22 protein-coding genes are annotated in these 16,664 nt (G+C 38.1%); all 22 read left to right on the top strand.

The annotated features are described in order from the left end of the window. The first annotated feature begins 275 nt into the window (after positions 1 to 275). Positions 276 to 494: a hypothetical protein gene (locus AB1552_04885; GenBank protein MEW6053114.1), complete on the top strand. Its 219-nt coding sequence runs from the start codon at positions 276 to 278 to the stop codon at positions 492 to 494. An 8-nt stretch (positions 495 to 502) separates the two neighbouring features. Further along, positions 503 to 787, top strand: coding sequence for a type II toxin-antitoxin system RelE/ParE family toxin (locus AB1552_04880; protein ID MEW6053113.1), 285 nt, complete (start codon positions 503 to 505; stop codon positions 785 to 787). A 283-nt stretch (positions 788 to 1,070) separates the two neighbouring features. Then, a complete protein-coding gene (locus AB1552_04875) occupies positions 1,071 to 1,286 on the top strand; it encodes a hypothetical protein (GenBank protein MEW6053112.1) in 216 nt (71 codons plus the stop codon). Further along, entirely contained in the window at positions 1,279 to 1,548 is a 270-nt protein-coding gene (locus AB1552_04870) for a type II toxin-antitoxin system mRNA interferase toxin, RelE/StbE family (protein ID MEW6053111.1), read from the top strand. The genes AB1552_04875 and AB1552_04870 overlap by 8 nt, the downstream gene beginning before the upstream one ends. Before the next feature lie 508 nt (positions 1,549 to 2,056). Beyond that, complete coding sequence (locus AB1552_04865; protein MEW6053110.1) at positions 2,057 to 2,347, top strand: nucleotidyltransferase domain-containing protein; 291 nt, start codon at positions 2,057 to 2,059, stop codon at positions 2,345 to 2,347. Then, positions 2,340 to 2,789: a DUF86 domain-containing protein gene (locus AB1552_04860; protein MEW6053109.1), complete on the top strand. Its 450-nt coding sequence runs from the start codon at positions 2,340 to 2,342 to the stop codon at positions 2,787 to 2,789. The genes AB1552_04865 and AB1552_04860 overlap by 8 nt, the downstream gene beginning before the upstream one ends. After that, positions 2,770 to 2,991 (top strand): hypothetical protein, encoded by a 222-nt coding sequence (locus AB1552_04855; protein ID MEW6053108.1) that lies wholly within the window; start codon positions 2,770 to 2,772, stop codon positions 2,989 to 2,991. The genes AB1552_04860 and AB1552_04855 overlap by 20 nt, the downstream gene beginning before the upstream one ends. Further along, entirely contained in the window at positions 2,984 to 3,244 is a 261-nt protein-coding gene (locus AB1552_04850) for a type II toxin-antitoxin system RelE/ParE family toxin (GenBank protein MEW6053107.1), read from the top strand. The genes AB1552_04855 and AB1552_04850 overlap by 8 nt, the downstream gene beginning before the upstream one ends. Positions 3,245 to 3,521: 277 nt before the next feature. Further along, on the top strand, positions 3,522 to 3,764 hold the full coding sequence (locus tag AB1552_04845) for a DUF433 domain-containing protein (protein ID MEW6053106.1): 243 nt from the start codon (positions 3,522 to 3,524) through the stop codon (positions 3,762 to 3,764). An 86-nt stretch (positions 3,765 to 3,850) separates the two neighbouring features. Next, positions 3,851 to 4,204, top strand: a complete 354-nt coding sequence (locus AB1552_04840) for a four helix bundle protein (protein ID MEW6053105.1) — start codon at positions 3,851 to 3,853, stop codon at positions 4,202 to 4,204. 545 nt (positions 4,205 to 4,749) lie between these two features. Continuing rightward, positions 4,750 to 6,168 carry an oligosaccharide flippase family protein gene (locus AB1552_04835; GenBank protein MEW6053104.1) on the top strand — a complete coding sequence of 473 codons (1,419 nt, stop codon included), beginning with the start codon at positions 4,750 to 4,752 and terminating at the stop codon, positions 6,166 to 6,168. Next, positions 6,158 to 7,153 carry a class I SAM-dependent methyltransferase gene (locus AB1552_04830; protein ID MEW6053103.1) on the top strand — a complete coding sequence of 332 codons (996 nt, stop codon included), beginning with the start codon at positions 6,158 to 6,160 and terminating at the stop codon, positions 7,151 to 7,153. Before AB1552_04835 ends, AB1552_04830 begins: the two co-directional genes overlap by 11 nt. After that, positions 7,150 to 8,127, top strand: a complete 978-nt coding sequence (locus tag AB1552_04825; protein MEW6053102.1) for a glycosyltransferase family 2 protein — start codon at positions 7,150 to 7,152, stop codon at positions 8,125 to 8,127. Before AB1552_04830 ends, AB1552_04825 begins: the two co-directional genes overlap by 4 nt. Before the next feature lies 1 nt (position 8,128). Further along, positions 8,129 to 9,319: a glycosyltransferase family 4 protein gene (locus tag AB1552_04820; GenBank protein ID MEW6053101.1), complete on the top strand. Its 1,191-nt coding sequence runs from the start codon at positions 8,129 to 8,131 to the stop codon at positions 9,317 to 9,319. 188 nt (positions 9,320 to 9,507) lie between these two features. Then, positions 9,508 to 10,728: a hypothetical protein gene (locus AB1552_04815; GenBank protein ID MEW6053100.1), complete on the top strand. Its 1,221-nt coding sequence runs from the start codon at positions 9,508 to 9,510 to the stop codon at positions 10,726 to 10,728. 129 nt (positions 10,729 to 10,857) lie between these two features. Beyond that, positions 10,858 to 12,126: a hypothetical protein gene (locus tag AB1552_04810; GenBank protein MEW6053099.1), complete on the top strand. Its 1,269-nt coding sequence runs from the start codon at positions 10,858 to 10,860 to the stop codon at positions 12,124 to 12,126. Beyond that, positions 12,116 to 13,309, top strand: a complete 1,194-nt coding sequence (locus AB1552_04805) for a phosphotransferase (GenBank protein ID MEW6053098.1) — start codon at positions 12,116 to 12,118, stop codon at positions 13,307 to 13,309. Before AB1552_04810 ends, AB1552_04805 begins: the two co-directional genes overlap by 11 nt. A 69-nt stretch (positions 13,310 to 13,378) precedes the next feature. After that, positions 13,379 to 13,789 (top strand): four helix bundle protein, encoded by a 411-nt coding sequence (locus AB1552_04800; GenBank protein MEW6053097.1) that lies wholly within the window; start codon positions 13,379 to 13,381, stop codon positions 13,787 to 13,789. A gap of 10 nt (positions 13,790 to 13,799) precedes the next feature. Beyond that, positions 13,800 to 15,053 carry a glycosyltransferase gene (locus AB1552_04795; protein ID MEW6053096.1) on the top strand — a complete coding sequence of 418 codons (1,254 nt, stop codon included), beginning with the start codon at positions 13,800 to 13,802 and terminating at the stop codon, positions 15,051 to 15,053. Positions 15,054 to 15,120: 67 nt separating this feature from the next. Beyond that, the gene (locus AB1552_04790) at positions 15,121 to 15,312 is read left to right on the top strand and encodes a hypothetical protein (GenBank protein MEW6053095.1); all 192 of its coding nucleotides are present in this window, start codon (positions 15,121 to 15,123) and stop codon (positions 15,310 to 15,312) included. A gap of 4 nt (positions 15,313 to 15,316) precedes the next feature. Beyond that, a complete protein-coding gene (locus AB1552_04785; GenBank protein ID MEW6053094.1) occupies positions 15,317 to 15,532 on the top strand; it encodes a hypothetical protein in 216 nt (71 codons plus the stop codon). Between the two features lie 48 nt (positions 15,533 to 15,580). Beyond that, positions 15,581 to 16,664, top strand: a 1,084-nt coding sequence (locus tag AB1552_04780) for a glycosyltransferase family 4 protein (GenBank protein MEW6053093.1), incomplete at its 3' end; no start/stop codon positions are given.

Raw genomic sequence — 16,664 nt, 5'->3', positions numbered from 1 at the left:
CCCCTGTATTTTCCTATGCCTGACGAAATACCTGTAAACAATGAAGAATTGATCCCAATTGACCTTACTAAGAACAGTAGTTTAAAAGAGAACCTTGAACCCGGAACCTTGAACAGTAGTTGAAAGTGAACTTTGAACACGGAACTCGGAACGTTGAACGGTTTTCATCTTGAACTCAATAAACCCAATAAACCCAATAAACCTAATGAACGCTATGAACGCAATAAATGCTTATGGTAAACTATGACTAATAAAATATTTTGCTGGAGGAAGCAATGCCTGGGTCGAATTTGAAGGAGCAATTAATTGAAAACATTGAAGACCTTCCTGAAAAACAGGTGAAGGAAGTCATAGATTTTATCAGCTATCTCAAAATCAGAGAAGACCGGTGGTTTATTGATTTTGTAAATAGAAGAGGCATGCATGCCAAGTCTGCAAAGAAAGCCGGCAAAACATTTCAGAAGCTGGAAAATCTCCAAAAAAAATACCGATAGAATTCTTCATGCCTGGATATGAACTGGAATTATCCCCCGCAGCAGTCCGGGACCTGAAATCGTTGCCAATAAATATCCAGAGAGAAATTGTCATGAAACATCTGCCTATAATCCGCGATAACCCTTTTCAGGCTGGGCGACCGCTGGTAGGTGCGTTTCACGGTGAGCGTTCTTACCATTTCGGAAGAAAACCGGAATACCGGATAATCTATTTTATAGAAGGCAAGGAAATTACTGTGACACTTCTCGGATCACGAGAGGGAATTTACAAAAAGGCGCGGAGAAGAAAATAGGAACTTAGTAATAAACAGTCTTTATGTTGACTCTGGAACAGAGAGCAGAGAACGGTAGTTGAAAGTGAACTTTGAACATGGAACGGTTTTATATTGAACCCAATGAACTCAACAAACCCAATGAACCCTATAAACCCTACAAACAGTCTTTTAATCGAACCCTATAAACGCGTTAGTAGTTTTTAAAAGTGTAATGTGGAGATTTGCCCCTGTGAGACGTTCAACTTCAGTGAAGAGGATTAAGAGCTGTTTATGATACAATGACTATTACAAGGAGGAGAATATGAGTAGTGCAACGATAACAAAATTAATCGAAGAATTCAATCTTTTGCCCCTTGATGATAAAGAATTTGCAGCAGACATTATAAGGAAACAGCTCATTGAAGCGAAAAGAAATGCGATTGCAAAAAGGGTGAAAGAGGTGCAATCTCATCTCACAAAGGGGATGGTGAAACGGGGAACGGTAAAAGATTTCTACAGGGATTTAGAGAGTGATTAAGATAATCTGGGATCAGGGGTTCAAACGAATATATATAAAGAAAATTAAAAACAATAATGAATTGAAAAAGAGATTCTGGGATGCAATGGAAGCATTTTCGAAGAATCCTTTCAGTCCACGATTAAGAACCCACAAATTAACCGGGCAACTTGAAGGACTCTGGGCATTAAGTATTGATTATGATTGTAGGGTAATATTCCAGTTCATCGATAAGAATGAAGGTCTTTTAATAGATATCGGTGGACATGACGAAGTGTACTGATTGCTTCTGGAGCAACTCTCATCGAAAAAATACACCGTGAACCCGGAACTTTGAACGCAACAAACAGTTTTTTGATAGAACTCAACAAACCCAATAAACTCTCTATAAACACAATGAACGCTATAAACTCAATAAACTCTACAAACTCGATTAACGCAATGAACAGTTGTTATCGTTTGTCAACATTCAAGGGCTGACCCCAAATGCCTCGATATCGATGACCTCGCAGCCGATGCAGGGTTTGCGCCTTCCACAAACATCAGGGACGGCATCAGCAGGTTTGTCGAATGGTACAAGCAGTATTATAAAACCAATGCATACAAAAAATAACTTTATTATCCGGTTCTGCGTACGCGATTTCCCTTATCTGCGTTTGTTACAAGAATGCTATAAACCCAACGAACTCAACAAACTCTATTCACTTTAATAACGTAATTAACGCTATTAGACATGAGTTTGCCAACTTGCATGCTTATTTGCGATATAATGCTAAAATATTCCTAATAAGATGAGACAGGAAGATATCATAAGGATTATTGCTGCACACAAGGCTCGATTTGAGAAGGAATTCGGTTTAAAAAAGATAGGGTTGTTCGGCAGTTATGCCAGAGGCGAGTTTAGGGAACAGAGTGATATAGATATTGTAGTTGAAATCGAAAAACCGGATTTATTTTACCTTATTGGCATTAAGCAGACCATCGAGGAAGCGTTGGGCAATAAGGTTGACATTGTAAGGCTGAGAGACAAGATGAATCAATCATTGCGCTCAAGAATAGAGAAGGACGTCATTTATGTATGATAAGTCTCTTATCATTAGCATCTTCAAAAACATCTCATGGTCTCTGGAACAGATCACAAAAAGATTCCAACATATTCAATCGAGTGAAGACTTTTTGAAAGATGACACCGGGCTCGAGAAACTGGACAGTATCTGTATGCAGTTGATCAATATAGGAGAGGCGTTAAAAGAAATCGATAAACTCACTACTGGAAGTATTCTTGCAAGCTATCCTGATATTGACTGGAAGAAAGCAAAGGGGATGAGAGACATAATTACTCATCATTATTTTGATATCGATGAGGAAACAGTATTTACCGTTTGCAAGGAACGTATTCCTGAAATAAAACAAACCGTTCAGAAAATGTGGAGCACTGACCCCCTACGACCATATCAAATATTTTCGCCAGGAAGTTTGTATAATGAAAAAGGAGGTAATGTCCATGTCAAGATCACAGACTAAAAAAGTAAAAGATCTTACAGTAGAAGAATTCAAGCATCTTATACAGGAAAGCATAGCTGAAGATATTGAAGCATGGCGGGAGACTTTTGAGATATTGGCTGACAAGAATCTTATGAAGCAAATTCAAAATGCCGAGACTGCACGAATGAAGAAACAAAAAGCTGCTTTCATGCCATGGGAGCAAGTGAAACAGCATGTATAAGGCTGTTTTCTATAAACAGGCCGCTCGATATTATGAAAAACTTGATGCAAAGCTTCAGAAAAGAATCAATAGGGCAATGCAGGAAATCATCCATAATCCGGTGGAAGGCACCCATATCAAAAAGCTAAAAGGGAGGCTGGAAGGGAGATATCGTTATCACATTGGAGACCTCCGTATAATTTATTATGTGAGTGTTGATGAAAAGATTGTTTATGTTGAAGCGATTGGTCCCCGGGGAGATATTTATAAATAATGCTTTTCAGCTTCTTAGTTTGTTCGCAGATTGAACCCTACAAACTCAATAAACGCCATTAACGCTATTAACGTCATTATCGCAACAAACTCAATGAACTCTACAAACTCGATTAACGCAATGAACAGTTGTTATCGTTTGTCAACATTCAAGGGCTGACCCCATATTGCACATATTGCATCAACTATCAACAATAAGCTATGAGCTTATTCTCTTTCCAGCTTGTCGACTTGTAATGTAATTCGGGAAAAGTCATAATACGAATGGAGGTGGAGATATGGCTGCAAAAACGATAGGAAGATATATAGTAACTGATCCGAGAATTTGTCATGGAAGCCCGGTTTTTCGGGGCACACGCATTTTAGTCGCTGATGTGCTCGAACAGGTAGCAAACGGCATGTCATGGGATGCAATTATCGAAGAATGGAGGGGATCCTTGTCCAGAGAAGCTATTGCTGAAGCGATAAAGCTTGCAAGGAAAGCCCTCATAAGCCGTGCTCCTGAACTTGCCGTAGCCTGAAAGAATGTATATTCTGGATGAAAATATTCCGGAGAGCCACCTCGAACCTCGTCCCTCGCTCCTCGAAACAGGAATGAAGACCGGCTATGCAATTTGAAAACCTGGAAGTATGGAAGCGGGCTTCCAGCCTTTGTGTGAACATCTTTAAAGGTTTGCGTGCCTTGAAAGATTACGGTTTCAAGGATCAGATTACACGCTCTGCCTTATCCATACCGAGTAACATCGCAGAAGGATTCGAACGCTCCTCACAAAAAGAATGCCTGAGTTTTTTGTCTTATGCAAAAGGCTCATGCGGAGAACTCAGAACCCAAATTTATATTGGCATGGAAATTGGTTATGTCGACAGAAAAACAGGTAATGTATGGTTGAGCGAAGTACAGGAAATCTCTCAGATGATCGGCGGCCTCATGAAAACCAAAAGGAGTTTTCTTTCCCAATGAATCCTCGCACCTCGCTCCTCGTGCCTCGCTCCTCGATCCTCGTGCCTCGTCCCTCGTACCTCGATCCTCGTACCTCGATCCTCGTACCTCGATCCTCGTACCTCGTACCTCGATCCTCGCACCTCGTACCTCGATCCTCGTTCCCCGTTCCTCGCACCTCGTACCTCGATCCTCGTACCTTGTTTGTTCCTATGAGCCATGAGCTATCAGCTATGTTGTTTGTCAACATTCAAGGGCTGACCCCAAATGCTTTCCCGATCCTCGTGCCTCGATCCTCGTACCTCGATCCTCGTACCTCGTACCTCGATCCTCGCACCTCGATCCTCGTACCTCGATCCTCGTACCTCGTACCTCGATCCTCGTACCTCGATCCTCGATCCTCGTTCCCCGTTCCTCGCACCTCGTACCTCGTTCCTCGTACCTTGTTTGTTCCTATGAGCCATGAGCTATCAGCTATGTTGTTTGTCAACATTCAAGGGCTGACCCCAAATACCCTGTGAAGATTGAAGATTTGACCCCATTGACCGCTTCTTATACGAAATTCGATGAAGCCTTCTTTTAGCATTTCAACATTTGTTAATGACCTTTCTATTGTTGGCACTGCTAATATTGGTGTATTCATTATAGGTCTTGTACAGGGTTTAATAGTGCCAAAAATATTGACAGTAGAAGATTATGGCTATTGGAAATTATTTCTCCTTTACACCGGGTTTAGTGGCTTGCTGCATCTTGGGTTTACGGATGGTATTTATTTACAATGGGCTGGAAAGCAAATGAAAGAGTTAAGTGCCATTATAGGTGATACTTTTTGGGTGCTATTTATCCATTTGACCATTGTTGCATTGATTTTCCTTTTAGTTTTTTTGTTCTATGGTTTTACAAACAAAAACATTTTAATCCTAGCACTAATATATGCATTTGCTCTCAACATAATCACTTTTTTCCAATTCACGTTTCAGGCGGTTAGACGCTTTAGAATAGTAAGCATCTTAAATTTATTTAAACCACTACTTTTTTTAAGCAGCGTAGGTATTCTATATTTTTTGAAGATACTCGATTATGAAAAAATGATTTATAGTTATATCGGTGCATCTCTGTTTATATTCACAATCTATACTTATTCTCTAAAAGAAAATATAAGTTTTCCCTGCAAAAAGAAATTTCGGTATCGCGATATTCTAACAAAATATATTACATCGGGATGGTCTTTGCTATTTGGTAACTTTATTGTATTCTTAATTCTCAATGCAGATGTAATGATTGTAGGAGCACTTTTTACCATCAAGGAATTTGCATTCTATGCTTTTGCAATAACTATTTTAGGTATTTTCAGCGTTTTTACTAATACTATTTCTACGGTGATTTTTCCGCACTTGGCAGCTGCTTCGACAGAAATAAGAAAAAAAGCTTTTAGTTTGTCGGCATCAGTGATAGTTTTAATGTGGGGTATAATACTTGGTTTATATCCATTTGCAGTTGCATTTATAAGCTATTTTTTACCGGACTATTCAGGAACACTGCCATATATAAGAGTTTTAATGTTGTCGGTTGCTTTTATAACAACTATCCAGATACTACACAATAATTATTATAAACTTTATTTCCAGCAAACAAAATATTTCTTGTCAACTTTGATTGTATCTTTACTTAGTTTTGTTGCTATTTTCATAGTTGCGCGAACTATAAATGATTTAAAGATAATAGCAGTTGTTAAGGTGGGGATATTATTAATATGGTTCATTATTAATGAATTGCTCCTTATGAAGCACATTGCACACTCGTTGCAGTCACTTTTTAAAAGGCTCTTGATCATTTTATATTTTTCTTTAATTTTCTATATTTCATGGTATATCGAATTAATAGTTTTACAGGTCGCCTTTTATTTCCTTATGGTTCTGTTTGTTTCTATGACTTTCCTGAAGAATGAGGTTAAGAGTTTGAGAAATATAAGATATGCTAAGTGAACCTACGAATACTGTCTCAATAAAAATCGAAAGATGCCCAGTATGTTATAGTGAGAATAGACAGTTTCTTTTTTATACCTATGATGTTCAATTTTCAAAAACATTAAAAGAATTTCCTCTTGTTAAGTGTTTAAATTGTGATGTCGCCTATCTGAAAGAAAGACCTGCTAAAGAAATTATCGGCAGTTATTACCCTCCCAATTCATATCATTCATTTACAAGGAAAACTGGAATGGAGAGGTTGTTAAAGAGAAGATTTAAGATAAAAATAAAGGATATATTAAAAAAAAGAGATCAAGAAATGATTGATAAAATATTGTCAAATTATGTGCCTGCTTATTGGAGACTGGCGGCACAATTTCCAGAAGGTAGTAAAATATTGGACATTGGATGCGGAGGAGGCTGGAAGCTGGACCTATATAAAGAGTTTGGCTGGAAGACTTATGGATTTGATATTTCTTCCGAGGCAGTTGAAATTGCGAAATCCAAAGGACATAAGGTTCTCATGGCAGAAGTAGACAATATATCTTTTCCTGAAAATTATTTTGATGCTATACAGATAAGCCACGTTATTGAACATCTGCCTGACCCTGTTTATACATTAAAAAAAGCATTTAAGCTCTTGAAAGAAGGAGGAGTTTTGTTATTAGAAACCCCCAATATTTCCTCTTTGCTTGCCAAAGTATTCAAAGCTGATTATTGGCAAATTGACAGTCCAAGACATTTTCAGGTCTTCAATATTAAATCATTGAATATTTTATTAAAAGATTGCGGTTTTATTATAGATAGTCTAAGAACAAATAATTCGCGCAATGGAATCATTAATTCTGTCCGAGCTATTAAAACAAGAAAACAGGGAAATAGCATAGATATTCAAAACAGTAAATTTATAAAAATCATTAATACAATTTTAATGATCTTTTTAACTCCGTTCAATAAATTTGGTTTTGGCGAAAATATAATTGTCTTTGCCAAGAAATCATGATAAAAAACAACTCTGCTAGATTTAAAAAGGTAGGAATAATAGTACTAAACTTCAATGGTTGGCAAGACACTATTGAATGTTTAGAGTCATTGCAGAAGATTGAGTATCCCGACTTTTTGATAATTGTCGTTGATAATGCTTCGTCAGATGGTTCCATTGAAAAAATAAAAGCGTGGGCTGAAGGAAAGATAGCGATTGTCGAATATGAAAGAGAGTGTGCCGAGCAGGGAGGAGTAAAAGAGCTTGAAGAAGAACTTCAGAAGTATCCTAATGATAAAAAGATTGTATTAATAAAAAATAATGCCAATCTTGGATTTTCTGGAGGGAATAATGTTGGCGCAAAGTATGCTTACAAAAAAGGATGTGAATATATAGGTTTGCTCAATAATGACACTATTATCCTGGAAAATGAATTTATAAATAAATTGGTTGAAGTATTTGAATATGATGGAAAGGTATTTGCAGTAGGTCCCAAAATTGTGACTCCGTCCGGTGCTTATGACGGTCCCTATATATATGAAACATTTTGGGGGGAAGTTTTATTGTTAACTATAAGAAATCAGTTTAATAAATTATTCAAACGCAATCCTATCTATATTGATATGCATGCTATTTTATCAACAAAACCTGTCCCGGTATATAAAATATCAGGTGCTTGTATGGTTTTCAGAGCTTCTTTTTTAGAAGAAACAGGATATTTAGATGAAAATGTGTGGCTATCATGTGAAGAAGCAATAGTTGCTGAAAAAGTTTTGAAAAATAAAGGAACAATATATTTCCAGCCATTAACTCAAATAATACATAAAAGGGCGCAATCACCAAGAAAAGATAAAAGTAGAATCGGGATTTTGAAAAATCATTACAGACAAAGGCAGTATTTTTTAAAAACTTACAGGGATTATGGATTTTTCAAAATAGGCTTAATTAAACTCATGCATAATTTAAGGCTATTATTCGAGAGGGTAAGAGCATAATTTGAATAAAAAAAGAGTCGCGATTATCTGTTCAACGGATTATATGACATATCCTATGGGTGGAATGATGTCCTTTATAGTTGATATTCTGCCCTATTTGGCCAAGGAATTTGAAATTACATTATGGGGAGTTTCGACTAACAATGATTCAGTGTCGAACATTAATTTATACGGTAGGACATATCCACTGAAGATATTTTCAAAAGTAAAACTAACAAAAAAAATTATTCCGAACATATTCAGAGTGATACTTGACATACAGTTGAAAGCTAAACAAATTCTTGAGGAAGGATATGATATTCTCTATTTCCATGGAATTCCTTTAAGCTTCCCTTTTCTGAAAAAAAAGAATGAGAAGTCAACTCCCAAGATTGTGAATCACGTCCATGGCATAACGAATCCCTTTGCGGTGAACAGAAACAAGATTATTAACAATGCCCTTATGATTAATCTGTATGATAGATATAGAAATAAAGTCATAAAAGAAAGCGACATGATATTGCTTGCATCAGATAAGGAATCATATAATTCTTTGCTGGTAAAATTTGATAAGGAGATATCACAAAAGATACACTACATTCCCAATTTTGCCGATCCAAGTATTTTTACATTGCACGACAAAATCGAAGCAAGAAAGCTGCTGCAATTGCCTATAGGCCAGGATATCCTTGTAAACACAGGAAGGTTGAATATTCAAAAGGACCCTTTCTTGTTGCTCGACGCATTTGCATACCTTAATAAGGAATTGCATAGTAATGCACTCCTTTTTCTGATTGGTGACGGTGATTTGAGAGATGAACTAGAGCAGAAGATCAAAACAATGCAAATTGCAGAAAATGTTAGGATGTTGGGAAGGTTGGAGAGAAAGGCAGTTGCATTATGGTTAAATGCTTCTGATCTCTACGTGTATACCTCCTTTGGTAATGGTTTTCCGATCGCCCTGATTGAGGCAGCAATGTGCGGATTGCCCATTGTATCTACAGATGTGACAGGAGTACACGACCTTATTTTCAATGATAAGACAGGTTATTTAGCCAGTGGGAGAGATCACAAAGATATTGCGTACAAAATCAAAAAGGCATTAGAAAAAAAAGATATATTACGCAATAATATTCTTGAGGTAAGTAGAAGTTATACAGTCGAGGATATATCAAGAAAAATTAGAGAATTGTTCTCAATGTTGTGCAAATAGAATAAATGCTATCAATCCTATCATATCTATACTTAAATTATCTTAATGTCTTTGTTATTCTGATTATCATTGCAGGCTTATTCTATTTATTCAAAAATCCATTGTATGCGTTCTATATAGCCATTTTTACAATGCCATTCAAAAGTCTCTATCTCTGGGTCGGTACTAATATCGAAATCTGGAAAATATTGAGTGCAGTAACGCTGATAGTCTATGGGCCAACATTAATTATGAAAAGCTATAGAAGAATTAAAGATAATAAGTTTTTTCATTTGCTGCTGTTTTATGTTTTCTATGCGCTTTTTCTTACTGTTTTATTTCTATTCATGATTCCTGAGCACGACAAACATACAGTGGTGGGAGGGTTTTTTAAAAATGAAGGTAGGTTTATGTATCAGATTGGATTTTTTCTCATTACTCTCAATTTGGTTCTCTGGCCTATTTACGTGATAAAAAATGAAGAAGAACTTTTCAGGATATTGAAGATCATGGTTTATTCGGTCGTTGTTTTAAGCGCATTTGGAATTGTCCAGGAATTATCCATCATGCTTATGAATTATGATCCGTTCCCCATTCACAGGCCAACGGGGTTTGATTATGAAGGAGGTTCATTAGTCATTCCGGAAGCAGAAACGAGACATAGGATGAATTCTTTGGCCGGAGAGCCAAAGCATTTGGGGATAGCGCTTATAGTCGGCATGATTATAATTCTCTTGCATAGATTAAACGGGAAGAAAATTATACGGTACGATTTTATATTTCTCATAATATTTTTGATTTGTCTTGTTGCCACTTATTCAACAACTGGGTATATATGGTATGGAGTAGCAATGGTACTTATAACATTACTCTATGGAGTCAGATTGTCAAGAAATATTCTAGGATTGCTGATTGCTGCTGGCATAACGATGCTTGTCATGCATTTCAGCACAGGAGGAGAACCTGAAACATACATAGCAAAAACTATCAATAAAGCCGGGCTTGAAGTACAGGATGAGGCTGTGTTTGATTTTTTGAAGGAAGAACCATATTTTGCTATTACAGGCCTTGGCCTTGGGAATGTCCATTTCTATGCCGATGATTATCTGCCTCCGAGATTCCCCCTATTCAGGGATACCCCCTTTAAAGGTAATAGCGGGTTATTCTTATTGTCTGGAGATGTCGGTTTTTTGGGTATGTCTATGCTTTTTATGCTAATAATTGGCTTGATTAAATCGAATAAGAAAAAGTCAGTATTATTAAATGGAACTTTGAACACAAATGATAAAATACTAATACATTTTCTTATTATTGCATCTGTAATGTTTTTGCTAAGATATTTCGAATTCTTGTTTGTAATAGTGGGTATGATGCTTTACATAAATAATGATTATTCCTTTAGGGAAAAAACTATCCGCCCTTATCCCTAATATCTAGCCCCTGACACCATATTTGTCAACAAAATATCAATGAAACTAGATTCGGTTATATTATCGAATTTATTCGATTATTTTAATGATTTAAATATCGAGTATTGCGTGATGAATAATTATGAAAATATGCCTGACATTATCCCGACTGATGTTGATATAGCAATTGACAAAGAGGCTTTCGAAAAACTGGATTCACTGATACTGCAAATTGCCTCGAGACATAACGTTGAAATTATTCAAAAAATCTGGCACGGATATCACAAATGCGCCTACATATTATCACCTTTAGAAATTGATGAGAGATTCAGGCTTCAACTGGATTTTTTTACAGATTTCAGCGCAAAAGGGTATCCAAATTTATTGCCGAGTCGTCTGTTGCTTGAAAATAAGAAACAATATAAGAATTTTTTCATTCCTACAGCAGAAATTGAATATCCGTTTCTTGTTATGAGAAGAATACTGAAAAATGATCTAAAAAAAGACCATATAGAAAAAATGAAAATTTTGGTCGAACAGGCCTCGACAAATATCAGAAAAAACCTTGAAGGTATTTTCGGTGAAGCAATCAGTGATTCGATAAGAGAATTAACAAAATTAGAAGACAAAAACAAATTCCGGGATCAAATTAAAGATTACAGAAATGCGTTAAGGAAATGGTCAAAAAAAAATACGTCATTTGGATATATGTTGCAATATGGTATTGCACAATTCAAGAGAATTATTCAAAGATTATTGCATTCGGTAGGGTTCAGCATTGTCTTGTTAGGTCCAGACGGAAGCGGGAAATCAACGATAGGAAATCTTCTCCTTGAAAGGGTTTCAGGAAGTTTTCATGGTGGCAGGATACAATACTGGAGACCTTATTTATTGCCTTCGATGGGGAAGCTTAAGTTCTGGAATCCATCAGAAGAGGTTGCAACTAATCCAAACCCACATAAACATCCCAAACAGAATTTTATAAAATCATCGATTAGGTTTTTATATTATGTTGTCGATTATATATTAGGATATCCTGTCAAAATATATTGGGCAAAAGTCAGGAAACACATTATTATTTTTGACAGATATTATTATGATTACCTTGTGGATCTGCAACGGTATCAGTTTAACATTCCAGGATTTCTGGTAAAACTAATCCTTCCGTTCATACCGTCACCCGATCTGACTATATATCTCGATGCAGAGCCGGAAGTGTTGCATGAAAGGAAGCAGGAATTGTCATTGCCCGAGCTCGAAAGACAGGTGCACGAGTTCCGGAAAGTTCTGCCGGCAATCCCCAATGCCCGGCGTGTATCCACGAACAGGCCGGTTGAAGACGTAGTGAAAGATATCTCATATCTGATTCTGAAAGAAAAGAGCTTGCAGACAAAGAGACTTCTTCGGCGTGCAGATTAAGAGCATTACAAGCTTGGTTGGTTTTCTCGGAGAATTTCTTCCCGGTGGCATTCCGCACGATTCGAAGAATGAAAAATATTCAATTCTCCCTTCTGTGAAGAACCCGCGCTGGATAGTCCCTGTTTTCGATAAGAAACTATTTATCTCATCACTTGCCCTCTATCAACCGAGTTTGCTGAGAGCTAAAATCCTTAAGCAACTTGCTATCCTGACAGCCAGAGGAGGATTCACAAATATCGGCAAAAAGCCCGCCGTTTATTTCCGAAAGAATGACGATGCGATAAAAAAGATATTCGGGCGAGATGACCTTTACTACGCTATTTTTTTGGGGACTGAAGGATGCCACAAAAAGATAACAATTCAGGTGATGAATTCAGGCGGCGATATCCTGGGCTATATCAAAGTGTCCGGCAATAAAGATGTTGACGAACTCCTGAAGAACGAGGCCGGCATATTAGAAGATATGCGTAACCTGAGTCTTAATAACGGGTTATTTCCAGAAGTCCTCTATCACGGCCCCGTGAAAGGGGTAGATATTCTTGTTCTCGACACATTGAAGAGCGCTCATTCAAAATATGACAGTAATCTCTCGGATGCTCATATCGACTTCCTCGCCGAGATTTTTCTGAAGACCTCGATGGTAATTAAATATAGGGAGAGTAAGTTTGCGAAGAGGCTGAAAGAGAGGGTAAGAGATTTAGAGGTTGAGAAGTTGAGAAATTCAGAAGATGAGAGATTGAGAGAATTGGGGAAAATTAGAGATTTTATTGAAGAAAAAATCGGGAATGAATTGGTTCCATTCGGCTTATGCCACAGGGATTTTACTCCCTGGAATACATTCTTTCACGACGGCAGATTGTACGTCTTCGACTGGGAATACGCGGAAAGAGAATATCCACCGATGCTTGATATCTTTCACTTTATTGTCCAGGACGGAATTCTGGTCAGACATCTTAAGCCGGCCGGCTTGTTAAAAAGAGTCATGAAGAATGAAAAAATGTTGAGTAAGTATAGTAGTTTAGTAGGGATTAGGGACGAATTATCAATGCCCCTGCTTCTTTGCTATCTCCTTGATATAAGTCTTCTTTATATCGAGCGGGAAAAAGGCAGGATAGAAGGTAATATCAAACACATGCTCGATACCTGGGCCGGGATGATGGAGTTAATAAGAGGTGATGGGTGATGGGTGATTAGGAGAGCGCTCATAGTTCATAGCTCATGGAGAAATTCCAAATAATAGAGAAAGAATCGTATGAAAAAAGTTAAATTTGCTTTTGAGGATTTGGAAGTATGGAAAAAGGCTGTTGAGTTTGCAAATACGGTAATAAATCTTACCGAAGATATGAAGACAGAAAGGAAACATTACAGGCTTATCGAGCAGTTGGAAGCAGCATCTACGTCCGTCGCTCTAAATATTGCAGAAGGCAAGGGCAGATACTCTAAAAAAGAATTTATTCAGTTTCTTTATATTGCCAGAGGATCATTATATGAAACTATTACTTTGCTTGTCATTTTTCTTCATAGGGAGTGGATTAGCGATGCACAACTCAATGAGATTAAAGACCTTGGGGATCGCATCGGAAAAATGCTTTCAAGTCTTATTAATTCCATAAAAAAAGCTCATAGTTCATCGCTGATAGATCATAGCGGCGATAAACGATGAGCCATAAACGATGAGCCAAGAGCTAATTACTATGAGCCAAGAGCGAAAACCGAAGGTTTTAATCAGCGCTTACGCCTGCGAACCCAACAAGGGCTCCGAGCCCGGTGTGGGGTGGAACTGGGCGAAGCAGATTGCGAGGTTTGCCGATACATGGGTGATAACGAGAGCGAACAATCGGAATGTAATAGAGGAGGAACTGCGGAAAAACCCTGATCCGAATCTGCATTTTATTTATTACGATGTTCCTAAATGGCTCACTTTTTGGAAAAGAGGGAAAAGGGGCGTTCATCTCTATTATGCCCTCTGGCAACTTGGTGCATATAGGCTAGCGCGGAAAAGTCATAGGCAGAACCGGTTTGCCATTGTCCACCACCTCACATTCGGTAATATCTGGCTTCCAACCTTAATGCCTTTTCTTGTAATCCCATTTATCTGGGGGCCGTTAGGTGGTGGCGAGCATATCCCGGCCGCGTTCAGGCAGTCGTTTGATTGTAAATCCAAAATAAGAGAAACATTAAGAGATGTCATGGTGCTTTCTTTAAAAGCAAATTTGTTATTTCTTCATACGTGTAAAAAAGCAAATCGCATCTTAGCCAAGACAGGCGATACAGCAAGTAGGATTCCCTTTCAATATTCAAAAAGAGTCTTAGTTACAACAGATGTTGCAGTCAGTTCACGGAATATTGATGCTGATAGAAAAAATAATATGCAGATTATTGCGGTTGGCAGCCTGGAGACATGGCGGGGATTCGACCTGCTTCTGAAAGCATTCTCGGCAATTGTACAAAAATATGAAGGTGCAAAACTATTGATTCTCGGCGATGGTGGGGACAGGAAAAGACTTCAGCAAATATGTGAAGAGGAAAACATATCACAAAACGTACATTTTGCAGGTCAGGTTAGTGCTGCAGAATATCTTGAATATATGGGAAAAAGTGCAATTTTTGTGAACCCAAGCCTAAAAGAAGGTGGTGTGACTGTTTTGTTTGATGCCTTGTCAATCGGACTCCCCGTTATTTGCCTTGATGTGCCAGGTGCTTCTGAAATCGTAACCGAAGAGTGCGGCATAAAGATTAAGCCTGTCAATCCTGAACAGACGATTCATGATCTCTCAGACGCAATCATCAAATTGGCGAGTGACTCTGATCTGAGGAGAAAGATGGGCGAGGCTGGAAGAAAAAGAGTCGGGGAGCATTATACTTGGGAGAAAAAGGGTGAATTTATAAAGAAAATTTATGAAGAGGTGATGGGTGAGAGGTTATAGGTGGGTAAGAGGTGATGGGTAACCTTTTTCTTCAGAAACAGTATAATATCTTTAAAAGGATTGGAGTTTGAACAAGAAACGTATTTTAAAATCGATTCGAAGTTTTGAAAAGCTTGTTGTGGAACATACAGAAAAGATAGCTAAAGAAAAATCCAGGGCAGTTCCTGACACAGGCTTGATAAGGTACTGGGAAAGAGAAATTATGATTTATACAGAGGAAATAGAAAAGGCCCGGAGAAGGTTAAAGCGGGGGAGGTGAAAGAATGCCGGTAGTCAGCAGCAAGATAAGCGCAACTTTATCAACTTTGCTGAATGAATTGAAGGACGAATGCCTGTCAACCGTTAAATTGATAAACCAGCTTGAACTTGAGACTCTCTCGGATGAACAGCTCGAAGAAGTCCTGGGAGAATTAATTGCTTCGGTTACACATCTTAATGTACATTCCAGAGCAGTTAAGGAAGAACTCGAAAAAGATTAAGACCGATAACCGACACTGTCCCCTGGTAGCAGAATCCTTTTATTCTGAATGAAGCTTCTTCTCATCCATAACTCCCACCGTTCCGGCTCTTCGAGCGGCGACGATATTGTATTCAGCAAAGAATCAAGACTGCTGGAGCAGCACGGGCACGAAGTTATCAAAATAAACCCTTCGAATGATGAGTTCGACAGAGCGGGCGCCCTTAAAAAGCTTTCCATCATCCTCCAGGTGCCCTGGTCGTTCAATTACTACAAAAAAATAAAAAGGGTTCTTGATGATGAAAAACCCGATATCGTTCATTTGCATAATTTCTTCCCTTTCATCTCTCCATCGGTTTTCTACGCGGCGGATACGGCCGGGGTCCCGGTAGTGCAGACACTTCATGACTTCAGATATTTATGCCCCATGGCGTTTATGATGAGGAATGGAACTACTTGTAATGAATGCAAAGACGGAGGATATTTTCAAAGTATCACATACGGGTGCTTTAAGGGATCAAAACTTCAATCGATTCCCATAGCATTTATGCTCAAACTGCATTGGTATTTACAAACCTTCAAAAAAAAAATTGACGGATATATCTGCCTGACTGAATCACAGAGGAAAATCTATCTCGATGCAGGCTTTGGTGATCAAAAACTCTTCTTAAAGCCCAATTTTGTTGATGATACGTTCGAACAGGAAACATATCGCGATGGTGAGTATGCGGTTTTCATTGGAAGGCTCGGTGAAGAGAAAGGGCTGCGGACTCTCATCAGTGCATGGAAAGACCTGCCAGATATCCCGCTAAAAATTGTGGGAGATGGGCCTGATGCGAGGACTTTCAAATCCCTCGTTGATGAACTAAATGTAAAAAGTATAGATTTCATTGGCTATAAACCATATCTCGAATGCAGGAAGATTATCAATGATGCAAAATTTCTTGTCATGCCTTCTATTGTCCACGAAACATTCGGTCTTGCAAATATTGAGGCATTTTCGCACTGCAAGCCGGTGATAGCATCTAATCTCGGAGCGATGGCTGACATTGTGAAAGATGAGGTTACCGGGCTTTTATTCACTCCAATGAGTACGAGTGAACTTGCTGAAAAGGTCAGATGGCTCTGGAATCATCCTGAAGAGTGCAAGAGAA

Source organism: Nitrospirota bacterium (assembly GCA_040754395.1).
In the GTDB taxonomy this organism is placed as follows: domain Bacteria; phylum Nitrospirota; class Thermodesulfovibrionia; order Thermodesulfovibrionales; family SM23-35; genus JBFMCL01.
This window is presented reverse-complemented; position numbering and strand designations above follow the sequence as displayed.

Bases quoted from the DNA above. Each gene is read 5' to 3' on its own strand.
- AB1552_04875 (MEW6053112.1), top strand. From the start codon at position 1,071: ATGAGTAGTGCAACGATAACAAAATTAATCGAAGAATTCAATCTTTTG.
- AB1552_04880 (MEW6053113.1), top strand. From the start codon at position 503: ATGCCTGGATATGAACTGGAATTATCCCCCGCAGCAGTCCGGGACCTG.
- AB1552_04850 (MEW6053107.1), top strand. From the start codon at position 2,984: ATGTATAAGGCTGTTTTCTATAAACAGGCCGCTCGATATTATGAAAAA.
- AB1552_04835 (MEW6053104.1), top strand. From the start codon at position 4,750: ATGAAGCCTTCTTTTAGCATTTCAACATTTGTTAATGACCTTTCTATT.
- AB1552_04825 (MEW6053102.1), top strand. From the start codon at position 7,150: ATGATAAAAAACAACTCTGCTAGATTTAAAAAGGTAGGAATAATAGTA.
- AB1552_04865 (MEW6053110.1), top strand. From the start codon at position 2,057: ATGAGACAGGAAGATATCATAAGGATTATTGCTGCACACAAGGCTCGA.
- AB1552_04785 (MEW6053094.1), top strand. From the start codon at position 15,317: ATGCCGGTAGTCAGCAGCAAGATAAGCGCAACTTTATCAACTTTGCTG.
- AB1552_04885 (MEW6053114.1), top strand. From the start codon at position 276: ATGCCTGGGTCGAATTTGAAGGAGCAATTAATTGAAAACATTGAAGAC.
- AB1552_04830 (MEW6053103.1), top strand. From the start codon at position 6,158: ATGCTAAGTGAACCTACGAATACTGTCTCAATAAAAATCGAAAGATGC.
- AB1552_04800 (MEW6053097.1), top strand. From the start codon at position 13,379: ATGAAAAAAGTTAAATTTGCTTTTGAGGATTTGGAAGTATGGAAAAAG.
- AB1552_04810 (MEW6053099.1), top strand. From the start codon at position 10,858: ATGCCTGACATTATCCCGACTGATGTTGATATAGCAATTGACAAAGAG.
- AB1552_04845 (MEW6053106.1), top strand. From the start codon at position 3,522: ATGGCTGCAAAAACGATAGGAAGATATATAGTAACTGATCCGAGAATT.
- AB1552_04795 (MEW6053096.1), top strand. From the start codon at position 13,800: ATGAGCCAAGAGCTAATTACTATGAGCCAAGAGCGAAAACCGAAGGTT.
- AB1552_04855 (MEW6053108.1), top strand. From the start codon at position 2,770: ATGTCAAGATCACAGACTAAAAAAGTAAAAGATCTTACAGTAGAAGAA.
- AB1552_04840 (MEW6053105.1), top strand. From the start codon at position 3,851: ATGCAATTTGAAAACCTGGAAGTATGGAAGCGGGCTTCCAGCCTTTGT.
- AB1552_04860 (MEW6053109.1), top strand. From the start codon at position 2,340: ATGTATGATAAGTCTCTTATCATTAGCATCTTCAAAAACATCTCATGG.